A 24508-nucleotide genomic window follows, 5' to 3' on the forward strand; every position below is an offset into this window, starting at 1 on the left:
CGCCGACGGTGAGAGCAGTCCGACTCCTCCGCATCTTCAGCGTCGCCCCTGCCAGTCCCGTCGGCTCCGACGGGAAGATGGCGCTCGCTGACCACCTCCGCGAGGTCCGGGGGCGGCTCCTGCGCGTCCTGGTCGTGCTGGCCGCCGCCATGGTGGTCGGGCTCTTCCTCTACGACGAGCTCCTGGAGATCGTCCGCGGGCCCTACACGCAGGCGCAGGAGGCGCTGGGCGACGAGGTCCAGACCGACCCCGTCTTCATCGGCATCGGCGCGCCGCTGCTGTTCCAGCTCAAGCTGGCCGCCATGGCAGCCATCGTGGTCACGAGTCCCTACTGGCTCTACCAGATCTGGGCCTTCGTGCTGCCCGGGCTGCACGCCCACGAGCGGAAGTGGACCCGGGTCTTCGCCGCGGTCGCGGGCCCGTTGTTCATCGCCGGGGTCGCGGTCGGCTACTACGTGCTGCCCAAGGGCCTCGAGGTGCTCATCGGGTTCACCCCGGGCACCGTGCAGAACCTCGTCAACTTCGGCGACTACTTCGGGTTCTTCACGCGGATGCTGCTGGTCTTCGGCGTCTCCTTCGAGATCCCGCTGTTCGTCATCATGCTCAACCTCGCCGGCGTGGTCTCCGGCCGGGCGCTGGGGGAGTACCGCGCCTGGATCGTCGTCGGCGTCTTCGTCTTCGCCGCCGCTGCGACGCCGTCGACCGACCCGTTCTCCATGCTCATGCTGGCGCTGCCGATGACCGGGCTGTTCCTCGTCTCCGAGGTCATCGCCCGCGTCGTGGACCGCCGTCGCCGCCGTGACGCCTCCCTCGGCGGCGTGGACCCCGACCTGGACGACGACGCCGCCTCGACGCTGGACTACCAGCCCGTCGACGTCCGCCGCTCCGACCTCGACGAGGACGACTGATGCCGGCAGCCGGCTCCCCGACCTCGGTCGCGCCGGTCGACGCCTTCGAGCTCCCCGCCTGGATCGGTGAGGAGACGGTGACCTGGGTGGCCGAGGACAGCCTCGGCGCCGGGCACCTGGTCCACGGCACCCTGCACGGGCCCACGGAGACGACGGTGTGCGACGTCCTCGCCGGCGACCACGCCTACCCGAGCGCCGCCCTCGACGACGTGCTGCGGCGCGACATGCACCAGACCTGGTCGTTGGGCCAGGTGCTGCTCCTCGCGTACGACGAGCGGCTCACCCTCGCCGCCCCCGGTCGCGTCGTCGACGCCGACCTGGCCCTGGAGTCGGTGCGCCGTTTCGCCAAGGCCGTCGGGGCGCCCCCACGCCGCTTCAGCGTGACGCTCCGGCTCTGACCGGGTCCCGCCGCGGCACCGCGTCGGGTCGGCGACCCGGCGTCGGCCGCGCGTCCCGGCCCGTCCGCGCCCGGTGGCTAGGGTGGGGAGGTGGCCAGGGACATCGCACTGCTGACCAATCCCACCTCCGGGAAGGGCCTCGGCGCCCGCACAGCCGCGATCGCCCTCCCACGGCTCCGCGAGGCCGGTTTCCGCGTCCGTGAGCTGCAGGGCGCCGACGCCGGCGAGGCCCAGGACCTGGCCCGCCGGGCCGTGGCCGACGGCGTGGAGAGCCTCGTCGTGGTCGGGGGCGACGGCATGGTCCACCTGGCCGCGCAGGTGCTGGCCCACACCGGCACCGCCCTGGGGATCATCCCCTCGGGCACCGGCAACGACGCCGCCCGCGCGCTCGGCATCCCCCGCCGGGACCCCCAGGCCGCGGCCGACGTGGTGGTCGCCGGCCGCACCCGCACCATCGACCTGGCCAAGGCGGGGCCGACGTACGTCGTCAACGTGGTGTCCGCCGGCTTCGACGCCGTGGTCAACGAGCGCGCCAACGACATGCGCTGGCCGCGCGGGCAGATGCGCTACAACCTCGCCACGGTCGCCGAGCTGCGCACCTTCGAGCCGATCGACTACGTCCTCGACCTCGACGGCACGACGAAGCGGGTGCGCGCCATGCTGGTGGCGGTCGGGAACGGCCCCTCCTTCGGCGGCGGGCTGCGCATCACCGAGGGCGCACTCCTCGACGACGGCCGCCTCGACGTCGTGTTCTTCCACCCGGTCTCGAAGCCCCAGCTGCTGCGCACGTTCCCGAAGCTCTTCCGCGGCACCCACACCAGCCACCCCGCCTACGAGCACCACCGGGTCCGGCAGGTCACCATCGCGGCCCGCGGCATCGTGGCCTACGGCGACGGCGAGCGGATGGCGTCGCTGCCGCTGACGGTGACGGCGGTCCCCGCGGCCCTGCGTGTCCACGTGGGCCCGGCCGTCGCGGAGACGCCGTGAGCACCCCGTCCGAGCGCTACGCCCGCTTCCGCGCCGAGCAGGGCAACCCCGTGCTCGCCGACTTCCGCGCGATGTACGACTTCGCGCTCGACGACTTCCAGGTGCGTGCCTGCGAGGCGCTGGAGGCCGGCGACGGCGTGCTGGTCGCGGCGCCGACGGGCTCCGGCAAGACGATCGTCGGCGAGTTCGCGGTCCACCTGGCCCTCCACCAGGGCCGCAAGGCGTTCTACACCACGCCCATCAAGGCGCTGTCCAACCAGAAGTACGCCGACCTCGTCGACCGCTACGGCTCCGACCGGGTCGGTCTGCTGACCGGCGACAACACGGTCAACGGCGAGGCGCCGATCGTGGTGATGACCACCGAGGTGCTCCGCAACATGCTCTACGCCGGCTCCGGCACGCTGGCCGGGCTGGGGTTCGTGGTCATGGACGAGGTGCACTACCTCGCCGACCGCAGCCGCGGCGCGGTGTGGGAGGAGGTGATCATCCACCTGCCCGAGTCGGTGGCGGTCGTCTCCCTGAGTGCCACGGTCTCCAACGCCGAGGAGTTCGGCGACTGGATGGCCACCGTGCGCGGCTCCACCACGACGATCGTCGAGGAGACCCGCCCGGTCCCGCTCTACCAGCACGTGATGGTGGGACGACGCCTCCACGACCTCTTCGAGGACGGCTCCGGCTTCGCCGACCCGAGCTCCCGGGTCAACCCCGAGCTGGAGCGGGTGGCGCGCGACGACTGGCGCCGTACCCGCACCACGGACCGGCGCGCCAAGGGCGAGCGGGGCAGGGGGCCGCGTCGCCCACCGCCGCGCGGTGGGCTGCCCAGCCGCTACGACGTCGTCGAGCGCCTCGAGCGCGACGCCCTGCTGCCGGCGATCTACTTCATCTTCAGCCGCGTCGGCTGCGACGCGGCGGTGCAGCAGTGCCTCGACGCCAACCTGCGCCTGACCAGCCCCGCCGAGCGGGACGAGATCGTCGCCTTCGTGGAGGAGCGGTGCTCGCACCTGCCGGAGGAGGACCTGCACGTCCTCGGCTACCACGACTTCCTCGACGGCCTGAGCCGTGGCGTCGCGGCCCACCACGCCGGCATGCTGCCGACGTTCAAGGAGTGCGTCGAGGAGCTCTTCGAGTCCGGCCGCTGCCGCGTCGTGTTCGCCACCGAGACGCTGGCGCTGGGCATCAACATGCCCGCCCGCTCGGTGGTGATCGAGAAGCTGACCAAGTGGAACGGCGAGACCCACGCCGACATCACGCCGGGGGAGTACACCCAGCTCACGGGTCGCGCGGGCCGCCGCGGCATCGACGTCGAGGGCCACGGCGTGGTGCTGTGGAGCCCCGGCATGGAGCCGAAGTCGTTGGCCGGGCTGGCCTCGACCCGCACCTACCCGCTCCGCTCGAGCTTCCGCCCGTCGTACAACATGGCCGTCAACCTCGTGCACCAGACCGGGCGCACCACCGCCCGCGAGCTGCTCGAGTCGTCCTTCGCGCAGTTCCAGGCCGACCGGGCCGTGGTCGGGCTGGCGCGCCAGCTGCGCAAGGCCGAGGAGGGGCTGGCCGGCTACGCCGAGTCCGCCACCTGCGACAAGGGCGACTTCATGGAGTACGCCGGGCTGCGACGCCGGCTCTCCGACATCGAGGCCGGGGCCGCCCGCGCCCGCAAGGCCGACCGGCGCCAGGAGATCGTGACCTCGCTGGAGGCGCTGCGCCCCGGCGACGTCATCGAGGTGCCGACCGGGAAGTACGCCGGCTTCGCGGTCGTCATCGACCCCGGCACCCGCTCCGGGCGCGAGGATCCCCGCCCGTACGTCGTCACCGAGTCGCGCCACGCCCGCCGCCTGACCCTGACCGACTTCAACCGGCCCGCCGAGCGGCTGACCCGGCTCAAGGTGCCGCGCAACTTCAACGGTCGCAACGCCCAATCCCGGCGCGACCTGGCCATCACGCTGCAGATGCGCGCCGGCCAGCTGGACCCGGGCTCGCCGTCGCGGCGCGAGCGGGCGCGCGCGCAGGGCGGGCCCGCCGGAGGCCACGAGGACCCGGAGGTCGCCCGCACCCGCGCCGCGATCCGCTCCCACCCCTGCCACTCCTGCCCGAACCGGGAGAGCCACGCGAGGTGGGCCGAGCGCCACCACAAGCTGGAGCGGGAGACCGCCACCCTGCGGCGCCGGATCGAGTCGCGCACCAACACCATCGCCCGGCAGTTCGACCGCGTCTGCGACGTGCTGACGTCGCTGGGCTACCTGGTCGACGACGAGGTCGGCGAGGCCGGGCGCACGCTCATGCGCGTCCACACCGAGATGGACCTGGTCGCCGCGGAGTGCCTGCGAGCCGGGCTGTGGGACGACCTCGACCCGGCCGAGCTGGCCGCGGCCCTGTCGGTGCTGGTCTTCGAGGCCCGCCGGCCCGACGACGCGCACTCCCCACGACTGCCGCAGGGACGCGTGCGCGACGTCATCGCCGACACCGTGTCGCTGTGGGCCGAGCTGGACCGGCTGGAGCGGGAGAACCGGCTGGACTTCCTGCGTGAGCCCGACCTGGGGTTCGCCTGGGCTGCGTACCGCTGGGCGATGGGGGCCGGGCTCGACGAGGTGCTGAACGAGACCGACCTCGCTGCCGGCGACTTCGTGCGCTGGGTCAAGCAGCTGCTCGACCTGGCCGGGCAGGTGGCCGACGCCGCTGCCACCGGCGGCAAGCCGGCCCTGCGCGAGAACGCCCGGCTGACGATCGGCGCACTGCGTCGCGGCGTGGTGGCCTACTCCTCGCTGACGGAGTAGCCGGCTCAGCCGACGGGGCGCCCCTCGTAGGGCGTCGACAGCACGATCGTGGTGCGGGTGGCGACGTTGGCCACCGCCCGGATGCGGGCGAGCAGCTCCTCGAGGTCGAGGGGGGTGCCGACGCGGACCTTGAGGATGTAGGACTCGTCGCCGGCCACGGACCAGCAGGACTCGATCTCGTCGATGCCGCGCAGCCGCTCGGGGGAGTCGTCGGGCTGGGAGGGGTCGATGGGCCGGATGGAGATGAACGCCGTGAGCGGCAGCCCCACCCGGTCGTAGTCGACCAGCGCGGCGTAGCCGGTGATGAGCCCGCGGCTCTCCAGCCGCTTCACCCGCTGGTGCACCGCCGAGGTCGACAGCCCGGTCGCCCGTCCGAGGTCGGTGAACGACATGCGACCGTCCCCGGCCAGCAGCGTCAGGATCTTGCGATCGGTCTCCTCCACGGGGTCAGGCTAGCGGGCGGCGGCCCTCCTGGGCGGCAACGGCGCCTATGCTCCGGACATGTCCGAACGCCCCGACCGCCTGCTGCTGCTCGACACCGCCTCGCTGTACTTCCGGGCGTTCTTCGGGGTGCCGGACTCGGTGACCTCGCCCGACGGCAAGCCCGTCAACGCCGTGCGGGGGCTGCTGGACTTCATCAGCCGGCTGGTGGGGGAGTACGAGCCGACCCACCTGGCGTGCTGCTGGGACAACGACTGGCGGCCGGCCTGGCGGACCGAGCTGCTGCCGTCGTACAAGGCCCACCGGGTGGTGGCCGAGAAGAAGACGGCGCCCGACGTCGAGGAGGTGCCGCACGCCCTGGACGCCCAGGTGCCGGTGATCCTCGAGGTGCTCGAGGCCTTCGGCATCGCGGTGGTCGGCGCCGACGGCTACGAGGCCGACGACGTGATCGGCACGCTGGCCACCCGCTCGGAAGTGCCGACCGACATCGTGACCGGCGACCGCGACCTCTTCCAGCTCGTCGACGACGAGCGCGAGGTCCGCGTGCTGTACGTCGCCCGTGGGGTGAGCAAGCACGAGCGCGTCACCAACGACGTGGTGCGGGAGAAGTACGGCGTCGACGCCCGTCAGTACGCCGACTTCGCCACCCTGCGCGGCGACGCCTCCGACGGGCTGCCCGGGGTGGCCGGTGTGGGCGACAAGACCGCCGCCACGCTGCTGGGGCGCTTCCCCGACATGGCGTCGCTGCTCGCGGCCGTCGACGACCCGGGCTCCGACCTGGCGCCCGGCCCGCGCCGCAAGCTCAAGGACGCCGCCGACTACCTCGCCGTCGCGCCCCAGGTCGTCAAGGTGGCCTGCGAGATCGACCTCGGCGACCCCGACCTGACCCTGCCCTCGACCCCCGCCGACCCCGACGGCCTGGTGAAGCTCGCCGGCCGCTGGGGCCTCGACAGCCCCACCGCCCGCCTGGTCGACACCCTCACCGCCCTCCACTGACCCTCGGCTGGGGGTGTCGGTTTCACTAGGTACCTAGTGAAACCGGCGCTTCCCGAACGAAGTTTCGTGCGGGAAGCGCCGGTTCAGCTCGGGAAGCACGGCCTCACGAGGTACGACGAGCCGGAGCGGCCGGGCGGTACGTCAGCCACCTGGCCCGCACGCCCGAGCCGCAGCGCAGCGACGTACGGGGCGGGCGAGGGGCAGCTTCCCGCACGAAACCGGCGCTTCCCGAGCGAAGTTTCGTTCGGGAAGCGCCGGAACCACTAGGTACCTAGTGAAACCGGCAGGAGGGACCCCGCCTCAGACGGGGGAGAGGTGGGACCGGGCCTCCTCGGCGGCGTGGTCGCGCCACCAGGCCTGGCCGGACTCGGGCAGGGTGTGGATCGGGTCGTAGTAGGCGTAGGTGCGGCTCAGCGCGTCCTCGGCGGTGGCCTCGATGGAGGTCCGGTAGTTCTTGGTCCACTCCGAGACGCCGCGCTCGGTGTCGTAGCTGGCCAGCTGGTGCACCCAGCGCTTGCCGACGAACGGCACGTCGCACACGATGCGCGGGGTCGCGAAGCCCGGCAGGTAGCCCATGATGTGGTGCTGCAGCCGCTGGGCCTCGGCGACCGAGACCCGCCAGTGCTCCGCGGCGGGGATCATGTCGCACATGTAGAAGTAGTAGGGCATGATCTGCGCGCCGTCGAGCAGTGCGAAGCTGAGGTCGAGCAGCGAGTGCGCGTCAGCGTTGACGCCGTCGAGGAGCACGCCCTGGTTGCGGACGTCACGCACGCCGGCGTCCAGCATCGCCCGCGTCGCCTCGGCCACCAGCGGCGTGACGGTGTTCGCATGGTTGGCGTGGGTGTGGATCGCCAGCGACACGCAGCGGGAGCGCGCCAGGCGGGCGACCCGCTCGAGGCCGGCCACGACCTCGGGCTGCAGCCAGTGCTGGGGCAGCGCCGCCAGCGCCTTGGTGGCCAGCCGGATGTCGCGGACGTTCTCGATCTCCAGCAGCCGGGTGACGAAGTCCTCGAGCCGCGGCCACGGCATGTTGGCCACGTCGCCGCCGGAGACGACCACGTCGCGCACCTCGGGGTGCGCGCGCAGGTAGGCCATCATCGAGTCGAGGCGGTCGACCGGCTTGAGGTCGAACTTCAGCTTGTCGACCGTGGGTGTCGAGTTGCCGACCAGGTCCATCCGGGTGCAGTGCCCGCAGTACTGCGGGCAGGTCGGCAGCAGCTCGGCCAGGACCTTGGTGGGGTAGCGGTGCGTCAGCCCCTCCGCCACCCACATGTCGTGCTCGTGCAGCGAGTCGCGGCTGGAGTAGGGGTGCGAGGGCCAGTCGGTGCGCCGGTCGCTGAGCACCGGGATCATGTAGCGCCGGATCGGGTCGGCGTACAGCGCCTCGGTCAGCGAGCCCGGTCCGCCGGGGACCGCGTGCGGCACCATCGTGTTCATCATCTGCGGCGGTACGAGCATCGACATCGTCGCCCGCTCGCGCTGGTCGCGCTCGAGGTCGGCGTAGAACCGCTCGTCGACGAGGTCGCCCATCAGCTCGCGCAGCTGGCGGACGTTCTTCACGCAGTGCGAGCGCTGCCACTGCGCCGAGCGCCACTCGGTCTCGGTGACGCCGGCCCAGCCCGGGAAGCGGGTCCAGTCCGGCTCGACCAGCTCGGTACGCCGGTACGCGTACGGCTGGGGGTGCACGCTCTCGATCGGGGTGCTGACGGTCATGGGGTGCCTCCTCGTGGGCGTGCTTGTCCGCTCCTGCCCGCTCATGCCAGGCTAGAGGGACATTCTTCGGCATGTCCACAAGCGCGCCGCACGATTTCTTGTCCATACTTGTTCCGAGGAGGTTACGTCCGGTGACTGAGGCCCAGCAGACGCGTGCCGGTGACCCCGTGGGGATGCACCGGGTGATCGCGCCCGTCGGCGTGCTGCCGCAGGCCGCGCAGCTGCTCGACACCCGACGCGAGCTGTGGCCCGACGAGACCCGGGTCCGCGTCGAGCGGCTCAACCTCGACGCCGCCTCCTTCCGGCAGCTGGAGGCCGCCCACGACGGCAACGGGGACGCCGTGCGTGCCGCGGTCCTCGACATCGTGCGCACCCGCGGCAAGATGCAGAACCCGGTCACCGGCTCCGGAGGCATGCTCATCGGCGTCGTCGAGGAGGTCGGGCCGGAGGCGTCCCTCGGGCTCGCGGTGGGTGACCGGGTGGCGACCCTGGTCTCGCTGTCGCTGACCCCGCTCGTGGTCACCGACGGCCTCGCCCGGTGGGACGGACGCGGCGAGCAGGTGCCCTGCGACGGGTACGCCGTCCTCTTCGGCCGCAGCATCGCCGCACGGCTGCCCGACGACCTCGCGCCCGCGCTGGCCCTCATGGTGATGGACGTCTGCGGAGCGCCGGCGCTGACCGCGCGGGTGGTCGGCCAGTACGTCGGAGCCGGGGTCTCGACGAGCTCGACCGACGGGGTCTCGACGAGCTCGACCGACGGGGTCTCGACGAGCTCGACCAACGGGGTCTCGACGAGCTCGACCGACGGGGTCTCGACCGACGTGGTGGTCGCGGTCGTGGGCGGGGCCGGCAAGTCCGGGTCCCTCGCGCTGGCCGCGGCGAAGGACGCCGGCGCCGGCGTCACGGTCGGGGTGGTGCCGCACCAGGGCGAGGCCGACCTGCTCACGGACGCCGGAGTGGCCGACCACGTCGTCGTGGCCGACGCCCGCGACCCGGTGGCCCTGCGCGACGCGGTGGCGTCCGCGGCGCCCGGAGGGGCCCACGTCACCGTGGTCTGCGTCGACGTCCCCGGCTGCGAGGGCGGCGCGCTGCTGACGACCCGCGAGGGCGGCACCGTCGTCTTCTTCTCCATGGCCACCTCGTTCAGCGCCGCGGCGCTGGGCGCCGAGGGGCTGGCGGCCGACGTCACCATGCTGGTCGGCAACGGCTACGTGCCGGGTCACGCCGACCTCGCCCTCGACGTGCTGCGCCGCCACGACGGCGTGCGGAAGCTCTTCGAGCGTCGGCTGGACGGGGGAGGATGAGCCGGTGATCCCCACGAGCCCGACGAACCCCACGACCCCGCCGTTCCGCATCCTGCTGCGCGGCGGCCACGTCCACGGCGCCCGCCCGTCGGCGCCCGCCACTGCCCTCGGCATCGAGGACGGCCGCGTCGTCTTCGTGGGCGACGAGGACCGGGCCCTCGCCTGGACCGGGCACGGCGAGGGTGCGCCCGAGATCGTCGAGCTCGACGGACGCCTGGTCACCCCCGCCTTCGTCGACGCCCACGTCCACACCGTGCCGACCGGCTTCCTGCACACCGAGCTCGACCTGGTCGGCTCCCCGAGCCTGGCCGACACCCTCGAGCGCCTGCACGACCACGTCGCCCACGGCGAGAGCCCCGAGGGCACGGTCGTGCTCGGGACCGGCTGGGACGACACGCTGTGGCCCGAGGGCCGCCCGCCGACCGCGGACGAGATCGAGCGGGCCTGCCCCGGTCGACGCGTCCACCTCTCCCGCGTCGACGCCCACTCCGCCGTCGTCAGCCACGCCCTCGCCGACGCCGTGCCCGGCCTGGTGCACCTCGACGGCTGGGAGGACAGCGGCCGCGTCACCCGCGAGGCCGCCCACGCCGTCACCACCGCCCTGGGCAGCCTCATCGGTCCCGTGCAGCGTGCGGCCGCCGCGCGCCAGGCCATGCGGCTGTTCGCCGCCGCCGGCATCGCCGCGGTCCACGAGAACGCCGCGCCGCACATCGGCCCGGAGTACGAGCTCGACCTCGTCGCGCGCGCCGCCGCGGAGGCCGGGCTCCACGCCACCCTCTACTGGGGCGAGCTCGAGGCGATCGACGCCGTGGCCCGGCTCGGCGTGGTCGGCCTGGCCGGCGACCTCAACGTGGACGGCGCGGTCGGCTCGCGCACCGCCGCGATGCGCGAGGCGTACGCCGACGCGCCCGGCACCACGGGCGCGGCGTACCTCGACGAGGCGCAGGTCGCCGCGCACGTGGTCGCCTGCACCCAGGCCGGCGTCCAGGCCGGGTTCCACTGCATCGGTGACGCCGCCCTCGACGTGATCACCGAGGGGTTCGCCCGCGCCGCCGAGAAGGTCGGGCACGACGCGTTGCGCCGCTCCCGGCACCGGCTCGAGCACGTCGAGATGCCGTCGCGCCGCGCGATCGAGGTGCTGTCGGCCTGCGGCGTCTACGCCAGCGTCCAGCCGCTCTTCGACGCGCTGTGGGGCGGCCCCGAGGGCATGTACGCCGAGCGGCTGGGGGAGCGGTGGCGCGCCATGAACCCGTTCGCCGAGCTCGGGTGGGCCGACGGCATCACCCTGGCCTTCGGCTCCGACACCCCCGTGACCGCGGTCGACCCGTGGGCCACCGTCCGCGCTGCGGTGCACCCCTGGCTGGAGTCGCAGGCGCTGCTGGTCCCGGAGGCGTTCCGCGCCCACACCCGCAACGGGTGGCGTGCCGCCGGTGACGACGAGCAGGGGTCCTTCGTGCGCGACGCCCCCGCGACGTACGCCGTGTGGGACACCCCGGCCGGGCTCGACCCGTCCCAGCCGCCCGGGCTCCCGCTGCCCGTCCTCGACCCCGGCGCCCCGCTGCCGACGTGCGTGCGCACCGTCGTCGACGGCCGGACCGTCCACGACCGACTCGGAGAACCGGCCCCGTGATGGAGCAGATGCAGCCGTGAGCCTCACCCTCGACCCCGCCGCCGTACGCCGTGCCCGGGAGCTGGCCGCCCGGGTCGGCCAGCCCATCGTCGACCTGGCCCGGGCCCACACCACCGTCTCGGTGGAGCGGGCCACCCTGCGCCTGGGCGGCATCACCGGCGCCGACCCCGACGGCACGCCGTGGGCGAACCGCCTGCTCGACGTGGTCCGCGCCGACGTCGGGCTCGAGCACGGCGTGACGCTACCGGTGTGGGACGCGCTCGTGCGCGGCGAGGCGGGCGACCTGACCACGCTGGCGCAGAAGGCCGCTGCCGGCTCCGTCCGCTTCCGGCTGCCCGAGGACGACGCCCGCGCCCAGGCCCTGGCCGCCGGCCGCGCGCAGATCGGGGCCGGGATCGCCCGCGTCGACGAGCGCCGCCGCGAGCGCGAGCAGCTGGTCCGGGAGTGGGGCGACCCGCCGCGCAAGCCGTGGATCTACCTCATCGTGGCCACCGGCGACATCTACGAGGACATCCCGCAGGCACAGGCCGCCGCCCGCGAGGGCGCCGACATCATCGCCGTCATCCGCTCCACCGGGCAGTCGCTGCTGGACTTCGTGCCCGAGGGGCCGACCCGGGAGGGCTTCGCCGGCACCTACGCCACCCAGGAGAACTTCCGGCTCATGCGGGCCGCGCTCGACGAGACCAGCAAGGAGCTCGGCCGCTACGTCCGCCTGACCAACTACGCCTCCGGGCTGTGCATGCCGGAGATGGCGGCACTGGCGGGTCTGGAGCGGCTCGACATGATGCTCAACGACTCGATGTACGGCATCCTCTTCCGCGACATCAACCCGATCCGCACCTTCGTCGACCAGCGCTTCAGCCGCCAGGTGCACGCGCGCGCCGGGATCATCATCAACACCGGCGAGGACAACTACCTCACCACCGCCGACGCCGTCGAGGCCGCGCACACCGTGACCACGAGCCAGCTGCTCAACGAGTTCTTCGCCAAGGAGGCCGGGCTCGAGGACTGGCAGCTCGGGCTGGGCCACGCCTTCGAGATCGACCCGGCGGTGCCGGACTCGTTCCGCCTCGAGCTCGCCCACGCCCTGCTGGCGCGCCACCTCTTCCCCGACGCCCCGCTGAAGTGGATGCCCCCCACCCGGCACATGACCGGCGACGTGTTCCGCGGCTACCTGCTCGACGCGTTCTTCAACCTCGCCGGGGCGCTGACCGGGCAGAGCATCCTGCTGGTCGGGATGATGACCGAGGCGGTGGTGACGCCGTGGCTCTCGGACCGCGACCTGGCCCTGCAGAACGTCCGCTACGTCCTCGACGCCGCCGGCCGCCTGGCCGAGGACTTCCACCCCGCGCCGGACGGCTTCATCGCCCGTCGCGCCGACGAGGTGCTGCGCGAGGCCAACGCCCTGCTCGAGCGCATCGCCGACGACGCGGGCCGGGGGAGCACCGCGGGCGACCCGCCGCTGCTGGCCGCCATCGCCGACGGCACCTTCGGGCTGATGAAGCGACCCGCCGACCGGGGCCGCGGCCTCGACGGGGTGGCGCGCAAGGCGCCCGGCTACGCGAACCCGGCCACCGACATGCTCGAGGAGGAGTGATGGTCTCGACAGGCTCGACCACCGGGGACGGCTCGACCACCGGTGGCGGCTCGATCGTCCGGCCCTACGGCGACACCACCGGCGACGGCATGGTGCAGATGTCGTTCACGCTGCCGGTGCCGCACTCGAAGGTCGCCGAGGGGGGCGCGCTCCAGCTGGCGCAGAAGATGGGCCTGGACGCCGCCATGGTCGTCCACGCCAAGCCGATGGGACCCGACTTCACCTTCTTCGTCGTCTACGGGCGCGTCACCCACCTGGTGGAGCTCGACAAGATCCAGGTCGTCGAGCGCGACTTCCCACTGCTGGCGCCCAAGGAGGCCAACCTGGCCATCCGGAGCCTGCTGGGTCGCAAGCTCACGGTGGTCGGAGCCTGCATCGGCACCGACGCCCACACCGTCGGCATCGACGCCATCCTCAACATCAAGGGCTTCGCGGGCGAGAAGGGGCTGGAGTACTACCGCGAGATCAAGGTGGTGAACCTCGGCGCCCAGGTGTCCGTGCCGGAGCTGGTGGCCCGGGCCCAGGAGGAGCGGGCCGACGCCGTTCTCGTCTCCCAGGTCGTCACCCAGCGCGACGCCCACCTGCTCAACACCCGCGAGATGTCGGCGGCCTTCCGCGAGGCCTACCCCTCGGCGAGCCGTCCTGTGCTCGTCGTGGGGGGCCCCCGCTTCGACGAGGGCAGCACCGCCGACCTCGGGGTCGACCGGATCTTCGTGCGGGGCACCACGCCGGCCGACGTGGCGTCGTACCTCGTGCACCGTCTGACCCAGCGCCGGCAGGGCCAGGCTCCGACCCACCAGGAGGCGTCGTGACCGCGCAGGACCCCCGCACCGGGCTCACGGTGACCCACCGCCGCTACGTGCCGTTCTCGCACGCCCACTACGCCGGGGACCTCGTCGACGGCGCCTACGGGCTCGGCCTGTTCGGCGACGTGGCCACCGAGCTGTGCATCCGCAGCGACGGCGACGAGGGGCTGTTCGCCTCCTACACCGACGTGCAGTTCCGTGCGCCCGTGCGGGCGGGGGACTGCATCGAGGTGACGGCGACGCTGACCCGGGTCGGCACACGGTCGCGCACGATGGACTTCGAGCTGCGGGTGGTGGCCCGCGGCCGCCCGGACCGGGGCGCCTCGTCCGCCGAGCTGCTCGACCCACCGGTGGTGGCCACGACCGCCACGGGCGTGGTGGTCGTCCCGCCCCGGCGTGTCGCGCCCGACACGCCGGAAGGTAAAAGTTTCTCCCCGGGCTGACACCTGCTGCTGACCTGTGCATTTGCACGAAACCGCAGGTCACGTAGGGGTTGACGGGACCCCACCGAGGTCGGCAGTGTGCGCGTGGTCCACCGAGCAGGCCGCAGCCTGGAACCCCTCTCGGATGGCTGCGTGACCCGGTCGGGTTCCACGATCGTGGGCGGGCGCAGCTGTCGGGGAGACCGGTCCGAGGCCGCGGGGTTGGAACGCCGGACAGGTCCGGCGCCCAGTAGACAACGGTGATGACCCAGGCAGCCGGTCTGGGCGTCGTCGGTCCGAAGGGCGCCGGACCTTTTCGGCGTCCGGACCACGGCCGGTAGGTTGGGGCCAGGACCCCCGCCCTCACCAGGGCCGACATCAGGAGCGTCGGTGAACCTCGCGCTGCGCACACTCGGGGCCGCCCTCAGCGGCGCCGCAGCCGCCGCGGCCTTCGAGCCGTACGCCGTCGCCTGGCTGCTCCCGGTGGGCGTCCTCGGTCTCACCCTGGCGTCCCGGGGCCTGCGCGGTCGCCGCGCGCTCCTCGTCGGCCTCGCGTACGGCGTGACGTTCATGGGTGTGCTCGTGCCGTGGCTGCAGGTCATCGGGGTCGACGCCTGGATCGGCCTGACGATCCTCGAGGCCGCCTTCTACGGCCTGCTGGGCGTCGCCCTGGCCCGGGTCGGACGGCTCCGGGGCTGGCCGGTGTGGGCGGCGGGCACGTGGGTCGCGGTGGACGCGCTCCGCTCGGCCGTGCCGTGGGGCGGGTTCCCCTGGGGCCGGCTGGCCCTCGCCACGGTCGACACCCCCCTGGCGCCGCTGATGTCGTGGGTCGGACCCGCCGGCACGTCCTTCGCCGTGGCCCTGCTCGGCACCGGCCTGGCCTGGCTGGTCCTGGAGCGCCCGGTGAGCCTGCGCGGCGCCGCCGTGGTGGGCGGCCTGGTGCTGCTGGTCGTCGCGCCCGCCGCCTGGGGGCCGGCGACGCTGAGCAGCACCGCGGAGGTCCGGGTGGCCGCCGTGCAGGGCAACGTGCCCGGGGAGGGCATGGACGCCTTCTCCGAGCGCCGGGCGGTGCTCGACAACCACGTCGCCGCCACCGAGGACCTCGCGGCCCGTGTGGCCGCGGGGGAGACCCCTCGGCCCTCGTTCGTGCTGTGGCCGGAGAACTCGACCGACATCGACCCCTACGAGGACGCCACCGTCTTCGACGACATCTCGTCCGCCGTGGACGCGGTGGGCGTGCCCACCCTGGTCGGGGCGATGGTCCGCGGCCCCGGCCCGGTCGACGTGGAGAACCAGGGCATCGTGTGGGAGCCCGGCACCGGGCCGTCGGCGTCGTACTCCAAGACCCACCCGGTGCCGTTCGGCGAGTACATCCCGATGCGGGCCCAGCTGGCGAAGGTCTTCGAGCGCCTCGACCAGATCCCGCGCGACATGGTGCCCGGCACCGAGCCCGGTCTGCTCGACCTCGGCGGCACCACGATCGGCGACGTCATCTGCTTCGAGGTGGCCTACGACGACACCATCCGCAACGTCGCCGGCGGCGGACCGGGCGGGGCGGCGGAGGCAGCCGGCATGCTCGTCGTGCAGACCAACAACGCCACCTACATGGGCACCGGCCAGGTGGAGCAGCAGTTCGCGATCGCCCGGCTCCGGGCGATCGAGACCGGTCGCAGCGTCGTCGTGGTGGCCACCAACGGCGTCTCGGGCGTCGTCGGGGCCGACGGCGAGGTGCTGCAGCGGGCGCCCACGCGCGCCACCGCGGTCCTCGAGGCCGACGTGGCGCAGGTCGAGGGTGTCACCCCCGGCATCCGGTGGGGCGGCGCGGTGCAGTGGCTGCTCGTCGCCGGCGCCCTGCTGGCCCAGGTGGCCGTGACGGTGCTGGCGCGTCGACGCCGGACCGGCCCGACGACGCCGAGCGCGGAGCCCGCTCCCGCCCGGGCCGGGTGAGCGGCGTGGACCCGGTGAGCCCCGTGGGCCCTCGCATGGTCATGGTCGTGCCGACCTACAACGAGGCCGACAACCTCGCCTGGATCGTGGACCGGCTCCTGACGGCCGTGCCGGACACCCACGTGCTCGTCGTCGACGACGCCTCGCCCGACGGCACGGGCGACCTCGCCGACGGCCTGGCCGCCGCCGACGAGCGCGTCCGGGTCGTGCACCGCACCGAGAAGGCCGGGCTGGGAGCGGCGTACCTGCACGGCTTCCGCGTCGCGCTCGAGGCCGGCTACGACGTCGTCGGCGAGATGGACGCCGACGGCTCCCACCAGCCCGAGCAGCTGCACCGTCTCCGGGAGGCGCTGGACGCGGCCGACCTCGTCATCGGCTCGCGCTGGGTGCCCGGCGGGAGCGTCGTGAACTGGGACGCGCTGCGCCGCGCGCTCTCGCGCAGCGGCAACCTCTACGCCCGGGTGCTGCTGGGGGTCGCCGTGCGCGACCTCACGGCCGGCTACCGGCTCTTCCGCGCCGACACGCTGCGAGCCATCGACCTGTCCAGCGTCCGGTCGGTGGGCTACTGCTTCCAGGCCGACCTGGCCGTGCGCACGATCGAGGCCGGCCTGCGCGTGGTGGAGGTGCCCATCGACTTCCTCGAGCGCGAGCGCGGCCAGTCCAAGCTGAGCGGCTCGGTCGCCACCGAGTCGCTGCGCCGGATCACCGGGTGGGGCCTGGTGCGACGCCGTGACCAGGTGCGACGCAGACTCGGACTGCTGCCCGCCCCCGCCCGTGACCAGGAGCTGTCCCGATGAGCCGACGCCGCCGCACCGTGCTGCTGGTGCTGACCGCCCTGTTCGTGCTGGTCCCGCTGCTGGAGATCTACCTGATCGTCCAGACCGGTCAGGTGGTCGGGGTGTGGTGGACCATCCTGCTGCTGGTCGCGGCCGGCTTCCTGGGCTCGGTGCTGGTCCGGCGCGAGGGTCGTCGCGCCTGGCGAGCGCTGCAGGAGGCCCTGGGATCGGGCCGCATGCCCGCCAAGGAGCTGGCCGACGGCGCGCTCGTGCTCGTCGGCGGCACGCTGCTGGTGACGCCCGGCTTCGTCTCCGACCTGGTCGGGCTGTTCTGCGTGCTCCCGCTCACGCGCCCCCTGGCGCGGGCGGTGCTGGCCCGTGTCATCGCGCGGCGGATGGCGGCCGGCGCCCTCCGCGGCCCGGGAGCCGCTCCCCGGTCCGGGTTCCCGAACGGCTTCCCCCCCGGGTTCCCGACGGGCTTCGGTACGCGGCCCGGCGGCCCGGACGCAGGAACGACGCCCGGCCCGCCGCGAGGCGGACCCGACGTCGTCCCGGGTGAGGTCGTCGACGACGACCGCTGAGTGAGCGTGTGGAGCCCGCCGGTCAGGCGGTGCGGCTCTTGCGGGTGCGGTGCAGGTGGGCGGGGCCGATGGCGCCGCCGCGGAGCAACTCGAGCCGTTCGGTGAGGATGTCCTCGAGCTCCTTCTCCGAGCGACGCTCGAGGAGCATGTCCCAGTGGGTGCGGGCAGGCTTCTCCGCCTTGGGCTCGGGACGCTCGACGTCGCGGGCGAGCGCCTCGGACCCGCAGCGCGGGCACTCCCACAGCGGGGGTACGTCGGCCTCCATCGCCATCGGGATCTCGAACTCGTGGCCCTGGGAGCAGACGTAGGCCACGCGCTGGCGCGCTGCGAACTCGATGCCCCGCTCGTCCTCGAAGCTCTGTCCGCCCAGTCGTGCGCCGCGCAGGGTGCGCTCAGCCATCTGTGCCTCCGGTGGTTGCCGCTGTGCCCTCGTGGGAGGGCCGGTCGGCGAGGGCTGGTGCGCCGGTCCCCGTCGTGGGGGAGCGGTGCTCGGGTCCGACATCGGACGCCTGCCCTCGCAGAAGTTCAACGTTCGATGATGGCCGAAAAGTTCCCGAACACGCAAAATCGGTGCTTCTAGAGGTGTACCCGCGATGCCCGCGGGCTACACCCGCAGGGCCGACGGGCGAGGGTGGTCCAGGCCGCTCCGGAGTGCTACAGGGTGCTCGGGACCCGGTTCCCCGCCTCCTGCACGCCCCGCTCCGCGTCCACACGGGCCAGGAAGAAGGCCCCGAGGGCGAAGAAGGCGAGCAGCGCGAGGATGGAGGGCCGGTAGGAGCCGGTCAGCTGGAACATGAGGTAGAACACCAGGCTGCCGAACCACGACGTGCCGCGCTCCAGCGCCTGGTAGAGGCTGAAGTACTCGCCCTCGCGCCCGGGCGGGATCAGCAGGCTGAAGAACGAGCGGGACAGCGCCTGGGTGCCGCCCATGACGAGGCCGATGAGCACGGCGAGGCCGAAGAACATCAGCGGTTGCTCCGGCGGCAGGAAGAACCCCAGGGCGACGACGCCCATCCAGGCGAACACACCGGTGCGGATCAGCCTCAGCGAGCCGTGGCGCTGGGCCAGGCGCCCGAACAGCAGCGCTCCCGCGACGGCGACGAACTGCACGAGCAGGATGGTCGCGATGAGCGTCGTGGTCTCCAGGCCCAGCTCGCGCTCGCCGTACACCGCGGCGGTGCCGATGACCGTCTGGATGCCGTCGTTGTAGAAGAGGTAGGCGAGCAGGAAGGTCAGCGTCATCGGGTAGTTGCGCATGTCGCGGAAGGTGTCGGCGAGCTGGCCGAAGCTGCGCCGCAGCAACGACCCCTCGACGGCGACCTGGGCCGTCGGCGGGCGGTCCTTGAGCCGGAGGAACGGGATCAGGGTGAAGCCGCCCCACCAGACCGCGGCGCTGAGCATCGCGATCCGCACGGCGTGGCCCTCGGTGAGGCCGAAGGTCTCGTGACCGGTCACCAGGACCAGGTTGAGCACCAGCAGCAGCCCGCCCCCGAGGTAGCCGAAGGCCCACCCGCGCGAGGAGACGCGATCGCGCTCCTCCTCGGTGGAGACGTCGACGAGCAGCGCCGAGTAGGAGACCAGGGAGCAGCCGACCATGATGTTGCTGACGACGATGGCCACGGCACCGATCTGCCAGCTGTCGCCGGTCATCAGGTAGAGGCTGCCGGCGAAGATCGACCCGATCCAGGCGTAGACCGCCATGTGCAGGCGCTTGCGGGGGGAGCGGTCGACGACGGCACCGACGATCGGCAGCACCAGGGCACCGAGCAGGGTCGAGAACGTCACGAGGTAGCCGCCCAGGGAGCCGGCGGCGACCTGGACGCCGAGCACCTCGAGGGTCTCGACGCAGCCGGGGGTGCCGCAGTCGGGGGCGGCGTTCTCGACGATCGCGATCATGTAGGGCCCGAAGAGGACCGTCAGGATCGTGGTGAAGTACGCCGAGTTCGCCCAGTCGTACCAGTACCAGGCCCGTTGCTCGCGGCTCGACCTCACTGGCCCTCCCAGGCTCCTCGCTCCTCGAGCACCTGCTTGAGGACGTCGGTGCGGTCGGTGATGATGCCGTCCACGCCGAGGTCGAGCAGCTGCTCCATCTCGTCACGATCATCCACCGTCCAGACGTGCACCTGGCACCCCGACGCGTGGGCGCGCCGGACGAATCCCGCGTCGACGACCCGGAGCGGGCCGCGCCGCGCCGGCACCTGGAAGACCTCGCCGCCTCCGCGGACCGGTCCCGGCCAGAACCGGCCGCCGGGGACGAAGCGGACCAGACCGGTCGAGAGCAGCCCGCACGTGGTGGCGACCGGGCGGCTGCAGCCGCGCCGGAAGCGGCGGATGGTGAGCTCGTCGAACGAGCCCAGGCAGACCCGGTCGTGCAGGCCCTGGGCCTCGACCAGCGCGATCATCGGCTCCACTGCCCGCGGCGTCTTCAGGTCGATGTTGAGGCGCGCGAAGGGCAGCTCCTCGAGGACCTCCTGCAACGAGGGGACCGGGTCCGCGCCGCCGACCAGGGCGCCGGCCACCTCGGCGTACGGCAGGGACGCGACGCGGCCCGGGCGGTCGGTGACGCGGCCGAGGTCGTCGTCGTGGAAGGCCACCAGCACGCCGTCGCGGGTGACCTGGACGTCGGTCTCCAGGTAGCGGTAGCCGAGGCCGGCGGCGTGCCGGAAGGCCCGCATGGTGTTCTCCGCGCCGACGAGACCGGGGTGGCCGGCGCCACCGCGGTGGGCGAGCGCCAGCACGGCTCCACGCTCGCGCGGCTCGTCCAGGTAGGGACGCCCCGTGCGCGGGGGTCGTGCGCTCACCGGCTCACAGGTCCCGGAAGGTCTCGATGCTGGCGCCGAGCTGGTTGAGGCGGGCGGCGAGGTCCTCGTAGCCGCGGTTGATGACGTAGACCGAGCGCAGCACCGAGGTGCCCTTGGCCGCCAGCATCGCCAGCAGGATCACGACCGCGGGACGCAGCGCGGGCGGGCAGACGACCTCGGTGCCGGACCAGTGGGTCGGCCCCTCGATGCGGACCCGGTGCGGGTCGAGCAGCTGCACGGTCGCACCGAGCTTGGTGAGCTCGGTGAGGTAGATCGCGCGGTTCTCGTAGACCCAGTCGTGCAGCAGGGTCTGCCCGTCGGCGGTCGCCGCGATGACGGCGAAGAACGGCAGGTTGTCGATGTTGAGGCCCGGGAACGGCATCGGGTGGATCTTGTCGATGGGGGAGTGCAGCGTCGAGGGCAGCGTGACCAGGTCGACCAGCCGGGTGCGGCCGTTGTCGGCGACGTACTCCTCGCTGCGGTGGTAGCGGAACCCCATCTCCTCCAGCAGCGCCAGCTCGATCTCGAGGAACTCGATGGGCACGCGCCGGATCGTGATCTCGGACTCGGTGACGATGGCGGCGGCCAGCAGCGACATCGCCTCGATGGGGTCCTCAGAGGGCGCGTAGTCGACGTCGACGTCGATGGCCTCCACGCCGTGGACGGTCAGCGTGGTGGTGCCGATGCCGTCGATGCGGACCCCGAGCAGGTCGAGGTAGAAGCAGAGGTCCTGGACCATGTAGTTGGAGCTGGCGTTGCGGATGACCGTGACGCCCGGGTGCAGCGCGGCCGCCATCAGCGCGTTCTCGGTGACGGTGTCGCCGCGCTCGGTCAGCACGATCGGGCGCTGGGGCGACACCTCGGGCACGACCTGCGCCTGGTAGCGGCCGTCGGAGGTCTTGACCTCCAGGCCGAAGGGACGCAGCGCGGTGAGGTGGGGCTCGACGGTGCGGGTGCCGAGGTCGCAGCCCCCGGCGTAGGGCAGGTCGAAGCGTGGCTCGCGGTGCAGCAGCGGCCCGAGGAACATGATGATCGAGCGGGTACGACGAGCCGCCTCGGCGTCGATGCCGGCGAGGTCGAGCTGGGCCGGGGGCACGATCTCGAGGTCGTTGCTGTCGTTGAGCCAGCGGGTCCGCACCCCCAGGCTCTCCAGCACCTCGAGGAGACGGTTGACCTCCTCGATGCGGGCGACCTTGCGCAGCGTGGTCCGGCCCTGGTTGAGCAGCGAGGCGCACAGCAGGGCGACGCCGGCGTTCTTCGACGACTTGACGTCGATGCTGCCCGAGAGGGTGGTGGGGCCGGTGACGCGCAGGTGGGTCGGGCCGGTGCCGAAGGTGACGATCTCGGAGTCGAGCGCCGCGCCGATGCGGGCCACCATGTCGAGCGTGAGGTTCTGGTGGCCCTTCTCGATGCGGTTCACCGCGCTCTGGCTGGTGCTCAGCACCTCGGCGAGCTGGCTCTGGGTCCAGCCCCGGTGCCGTCGGGCGTCGCGGATCAGGTAGCCGATGCGGGCCAGGTAGTCCTCAGTCACCACCCGACGTTATCTCACTTGTGAGATGAGGCAACTCGGCGCGCACAGCGGGTCAGACCAGCCGACCGGGCGCGTCGAGGGGTCGGTGCGCGAGGCGTCGCCGGGGGTGCGCCCGGCGTCGGCCTGCGGCGCGAACACCGCGGGTCTAGGGTGATCGACATGCGCGTCGCCACCCTCCACGCCCCCCGCGACATCCGCCTCGAGGACCGTCCCGCGCCCACGATCCAGGAGCCGACCGACGCCATCGTGCGCGTCACGGCCGCCTGCATCTGCGGCTCGGACCTCTGGCCCTACCGCGGCGAGAACGACCTCCCGGACGAGCCCCAGCCCATCGGCCACGAGGCGGTCGGGATCATCGAGGAGCTCGGCTCCGAGGTGACCGGGTTCACGGTCGGCGACTTCGTGGTGATCCCTTTTTGTCACAGCGACAACACGTGTGCCGTGTGTCGCAAGGGCATGCAGGCCGGGTGCCTCAACGGCGGCATGACCACCGGGGGGCAGGCCGAGCACGTCCGCGTGACCCAGGCCGCCGGCAGCATGGTGCGCACCCCCGAGGTCCCCGACGACGCGCTGCTGCCCGCGCTGCTGACGCTCTCCGACGTGATGGCGACCGGCTGGCACGCCGCCGTGTCGGCCGGCGTGACCGCCGGGTCCTCCGTCGTGGTGGTCGGGGACGGCGCGGTCGGCCTGTGCGGCGTCCTCGCCGCCCGCGAGATGGGCGCCGAGACGATCATCGCCATGTCCCGCCACGAGTCGCGCCAGGCCGTGGCGCGGACGTTCGGCGCCACCCACGTCGTCGCCGAGCGGGGCAAGGAGGGCAGCGCGGCCGTCCGTGAGCTCACCGACGGCATCGGGGCCGACGCCGTGCTCGAGTGCGTCGGGACCGACGGGTCCATGAAGGACGCCTTCGGTGCGGCCCGCCCCGGTGCGGGCGTCGGCTTCGTCGGCGTGCCCCACGGCGTGACGCTGCCGGTGCGCACGATGTTCGGCAAGAACATCGGGCTGGCCGGAGGCATGGCGCCGGTGCGCAAGTACCTCCCCGACCTGCTCGAGCGCACGCTGGCGGGGCGGCTGGACCCCAGCCCGGTCTTCGACCTCACCCTGCCGCTGGACGAGGTGGCCGAGGGCTACCGCGCCATGGACGAGCGGAGGGCCATCAAGGTCCTCCTCCAGCCGTGACGGCCGAGCAGGGGTCGCCCACCCTGGTCCTGGGCCCGCTGCTGCGCCACGTCGACACCACCGCCGCGTCGGTGTGGGTGGAGACGTCCGCCGGCTGCGAGGTCACGGTCACCGCGGGGGAGCGCTCCTGGACGGGTCGCACCTTCGCCGTGCACGACCACCACTACGCCCTGGTCGAGTGCGAGGGGCTGGAGCCGGGGACGATCACGCCGTACACCGTCACGATCGGGGGTCGGCAGGTCTGGCCCGAGGACCCCGACGGCCTGGGGCTGCCGCCCTCGGTGATCCCGACGCTCAAGCCCGGCAAGCCGCTGCGGCTCGCCTTCGGCTCCTGCCGCACCAGCGTCGAGCACGACGAGGAGGGCAACAAGACCCACGGGGTCGACGCGCTGCGCGCCTACGCCCTCGCCATGGCCCGGGTCACGGTCCCCGACGGCGACCTCCCCGCCGAGCTGCCCTGGCCCGACATGGTGCTGTTCCTCGGCGACCAGGTCTACGCCGACGAGACCACCCAGGCGATGCGTGACTTCATCGAGTCCCGCCGCGACATCGAGCAGGCACCGTGGGCGGAGCTCAAGGACTGGCAGGAGTACGCCGAGCTCTACCGGCTCGCCTGGTGCGACCCCGTCACCCGGTGGCTGCTGTCGACGCTGCCCAGCGCCATGATCTTCGACGACCACGACATCCGCGACGACTGGAACACCTCCGCGCAGTGGCGGCGCGAGATGGAGCAGACCGACTGGTGGCACGAGCGCATCGTGGCCGGGCTGGGGTCCTACTGGGTCTACCAGCACCTGGGGAACCTGACGTCGCAGGAGCGCGCCGAGGACCCGGTCTGGCAGCGCATCGTGCAGCACGAGGGCGACGACGAGCTCGACCTGACCGAGGAGCTGGACCGCTTCGCCGACCGGGCCGACCAGGAGCCGACGTCGTACCGCTGGAGCTATGCCCGCGACGTCGCCGACACCCGGCTCGTGGTGGTCGACTCGCGTGCCGCCCGCGTGCTGGAGGACGACCAGCGCTCCATCCTCGACGAGGCCGAGATGTCGTGGCTGGACGAGCAGCTCCGCGGCGACGTGGACCACCTGCTCATCGGGACGTCGCTGCCGTTCCTGCTGCCCGAGGGCCTGCAGAACCTCGAGGCCTTCAGCGAGGCGCTCGCCGGGGGAGCGTGGGGCCGCCGGGGCGCGAAGGCGGGGGAGTTCTTCCGCCAGGGCGTCGACCTCGAACACTGGGGCGCCTTCCAGGAGGGCTTCCGCCAGGTCGCCGGCATGGTCAAGGAGGTCGCCGTCGGCGCCCGGGGTGCCGCTCCGCGCACGGTGACCTTCCTGTCGGGCGACGTGCACCACAGCTACGTCTCGCAGGTCGTCGGACCCCGCGACGCGAGCAAGGTGGTGCAGGCGGTGTGCTCACCGATCCGCAACCCGCTGAAGCGCCGCTGGCGCTTCGCCACCGCCGCGCTGTCCTACGGCGTGGCCGGGCCGCTCGGCCTGCTCGCCGCCCGCTCGGCCAAGGTGCCCGACCCGCCGTTCCGCTGGAACCGGCTGCGGGGGCCGTGGTTCGACAACAACCTCGCGACGCTCGAGGTCACCGACGCCGGCCTCGACATGTGGTGGGCCACCGGCAACGTCCACGACGGTCGTCACGACCGCCCGGTGCTCACCTGCGTCGAGACCGTCGAGATCGAGGCGCCGCGCCAGGCATAGGCGGGGAGCGGACG

The 24508-nt window shown here is 72.9% G+C and carries 21 protein-coding genes; 15 read left to right on the forward strand and 6 right to left on the reverse strand.

The window, feature by feature from the left end; translation table 11 throughout:
- Positions 1–8: 8 nt before the first annotated feature.
- The 4 genes from tatC to G7072_RS08845 all read left to right on the forward strand — a co-directional run bounded on the left by tatC (position 9) and on the right by G7072_RS08845 (position 5064).
- A complete protein-coding gene (gene tatC / locus G7072_RS08830) occupies positions 9–908 on the forward strand; it encodes a twin-arginine translocase subunit TatC (RefSeq protein ID WP_240917223.1) in 900 nt (299 codons plus the stop codon).
- Positions 908–1306 carry a hypothetical protein gene (locus G7072_RS08835; RefSeq protein WP_166085530.1) on the forward strand — a complete coding sequence of 133 codons (399 nt, stop codon included), beginning with the start codon at positions 908–910 and terminating at the stop codon, positions 1304–1306. The genes tatC and G7072_RS08835 overlap by 1 nt, the downstream gene beginning before the upstream one ends.
- A 90-nt stretch (positions 1307–1396) precedes the next feature.
- Entirely contained in the window at positions 1397–2293 is an 897-nt protein-coding gene (locus G7072_RS08840) for a YegS/Rv2252/BmrU family lipid kinase (RefSeq protein ID WP_166085532.1), read from the forward strand.
- Complete coding sequence (locus G7072_RS08845; protein WP_240917224.1) at positions 2290–5064, forward strand: DEAD/DEAH box helicase; 2775 nt, start codon at positions 2290–2292, stop codon at positions 5062–5064. The genes G7072_RS08840 and G7072_RS08845 overlap by 4 nt, the downstream gene beginning before the upstream one ends.
- Positions 5065–5069: 5 nt before the next feature.
- Here the strand turns inward: G7072_RS08845 and G7072_RS08850 are convergent, their stop codons facing one another.
- Positions 5070–5507: an Lrp/AsnC family transcriptional regulator gene (locus tag G7072_RS08850; RefSeq protein WP_166085534.1), complete on the reverse strand. Its 438-nt coding sequence runs from the start codon at positions 5505–5507 to the stop codon at positions 5070–5072.
- 58 nt (positions 5508–5565) lie between these two features.
- Here G7072_RS08850 and G7072_RS08855 point away from each other — a divergent pair, with 58 nt between their 5' ends.
- Positions 5566–6501 (forward strand): 5'-3' exonuclease, encoded by a 936-nt coding sequence (locus tag G7072_RS08855; RefSeq protein WP_166085536.1) that lies wholly within the window; start codon positions 5566–5568, stop codon positions 6499–6501.
- 300 nt (positions 6502–6801) lie between these two features.
- Here the strand turns inward: G7072_RS08855 and G7072_RS08860 are convergent, their stop codons facing one another.
- Positions 6802–8214, reverse strand: a complete 1413-nt coding sequence (locus G7072_RS08860; protein ID WP_166085539.1) for a lysine 2,3-aminomutase — start codon at positions 8212–8214, stop codon at positions 6802–6804.
- Between the two features lie 173 nt (positions 8215–8387).
- Between G7072_RS08860 and G7072_RS08865 the strand changes: the two genes are divergently transcribed.
- The 8 genes from G7072_RS08865 (at position 8388) to G7072_RS08900 (ending at position 17277) form a co-directional block, all read left to right on the forward strand.
- Complete coding sequence (locus tag G7072_RS08865) at positions 8388–9518, forward strand: L-erythro-3,5-diaminohexanoate dehydrogenase (RefSeq protein ID WP_206063423.1); 1131 nt, start codon at positions 8388–8390, stop codon at positions 9516–9518.
- A gap of 4 nt (positions 9519–9522) precedes the next feature.
- Positions 9523–11148 (forward strand): amidohydrolase family protein, encoded by a 1626-nt coding sequence (locus G7072_RS08870; RefSeq protein WP_240917225.1) that lies wholly within the window; start codon positions 9523–9525, stop codon positions 11146–11148.
- A gap of 16 nt (positions 11149–11164) precedes the next feature.
- Positions 11165–12745 carry a lysine 5,6-aminomutase subunit alpha gene (locus tag G7072_RS08875; RefSeq protein ID WP_166085541.1) on the forward strand — a complete coding sequence of 527 codons (1581 nt, stop codon included), beginning with the start codon at positions 11165–11167 and terminating at the stop codon, positions 12743–12745.
- Positions 12745–13557, forward strand: coding sequence for an OAM dimerization domain-containing protein (locus tag G7072_RS08880; protein ID WP_166085543.1), 813 nt, complete (start codon positions 12745–12747; stop codon positions 13555–13557). Before G7072_RS08875 ends, G7072_RS08880 begins: the two co-directional genes overlap by 1 nt.
- Positions 13554–13994 carry a hotdog domain-containing protein gene (locus G7072_RS08885; protein ID WP_166085545.1) on the forward strand — a complete coding sequence of 147 codons (441 nt, stop codon included), beginning with the start codon at positions 13554–13556 and terminating at the stop codon, positions 13992–13994. The genes G7072_RS08880 and G7072_RS08885 overlap by 4 nt, the downstream gene beginning before the upstream one ends.
- A gap of 369 nt (positions 13995–14363) precedes the next feature.
- Entirely contained in the window at positions 14364–15920 is a 1557-nt protein-coding gene (lnt, locus tag G7072_RS08890; protein ID WP_166085548.1) for an apolipoprotein N-acyltransferase, read from the forward strand.
- A gap of 35 nt (positions 15921–15955) precedes the next feature.
- Entirely contained in the window at positions 15956–16717 is a 762-nt protein-coding gene (locus G7072_RS08895; RefSeq protein WP_206063426.1) for a polyprenol monophosphomannose synthase, read from the forward strand.
- The gene (locus G7072_RS08900) at positions 16714–17277 is read left to right on the forward strand and encodes an FxsA family protein (protein WP_166085550.1); all 564 of its coding nucleotides are present in this window, start codon (positions 16714–16716) and stop codon (positions 17275–17277) included. Before G7072_RS08895 ends, G7072_RS08900 begins: the two co-directional genes overlap by 4 nt.
- Positions 17278–17299: 22 nt before the next feature.
- Here G7072_RS08900 and G7072_RS08905 read toward each other — a convergent pair whose 3' ends face one another.
- From G7072_RS08905 to G7072_RS08920, 4 genes are all read right to left on the reverse strand, one after another.
- The gene (locus G7072_RS08905) at positions 17300–17677 is read right to left on the reverse strand and encodes an RNA polymerase-binding protein RbpA (protein ID WP_166085552.1); all 378 of its coding nucleotides are present in this window, start codon (positions 17675–17677) and stop codon (positions 17300–17302) included.
- Positions 17678–17931: 254 nt separating this feature from the next.
- Positions 17932–19269 (reverse strand): MFS transporter, encoded by a 1338-nt coding sequence (locus G7072_RS08910; RefSeq protein ID WP_240917226.1) that lies wholly within the window; start codon positions 19267–19269, stop codon positions 17932–17934.
- The gene (locus G7072_RS08915) at positions 19266–20078 is read right to left on the reverse strand and encodes a glycerophosphodiester phosphodiesterase (protein WP_166085554.1); all 813 of its coding nucleotides are present in this window, start codon (positions 20076–20078) and stop codon (positions 19266–19268) included. The genes G7072_RS08910 and G7072_RS08915 overlap by 4 nt, the downstream gene beginning before the upstream one ends.
- 4 nt (positions 20079–20082) lie before the next feature.
- On the reverse strand, positions 20083–21609 hold the full coding sequence (locus tag G7072_RS08920; RefSeq protein WP_166085556.1) for a UDP-N-acetylglucosamine 1-carboxyvinyltransferase: 1527 nt from the start codon (positions 21607–21609) through the stop codon (positions 20083–20085).
- A 159-nt stretch (positions 21610–21768) separates the two neighbouring features.
- On the opposite strand from G7072_RS08920, the gene G7072_RS08925 reads away from it, so the two are divergent.
- On the forward strand, positions 21769–22788 hold the full coding sequence (locus G7072_RS08925) for a zinc-dependent alcohol dehydrogenase family protein (RefSeq protein WP_166085558.1): 1020 nt from the start codon (positions 21769–21771) through the stop codon (positions 22786–22788).
- Positions 22785–24494 carry an alkaline phosphatase D family protein gene (locus G7072_RS08930; RefSeq protein WP_240917227.1) on the forward strand — a complete coding sequence of 570 codons (1710 nt, stop codon included), beginning with the start codon at positions 22785–22787 and terminating at the stop codon, positions 24492–24494. The genes G7072_RS08925 and G7072_RS08930 overlap by 4 nt, the downstream gene beginning before the upstream one ends.
- The last annotated feature ends 14 nt before the right edge of the window (positions 24495–24508 follow it).

This window comes from Nocardioides sp. HDW12B (assembly GCF_011299595.1).
GTDB lineage: Bacteria > Actinomycetota > Actinomycetes > Propionibacteriales > Nocardioidaceae > Marmoricola_A.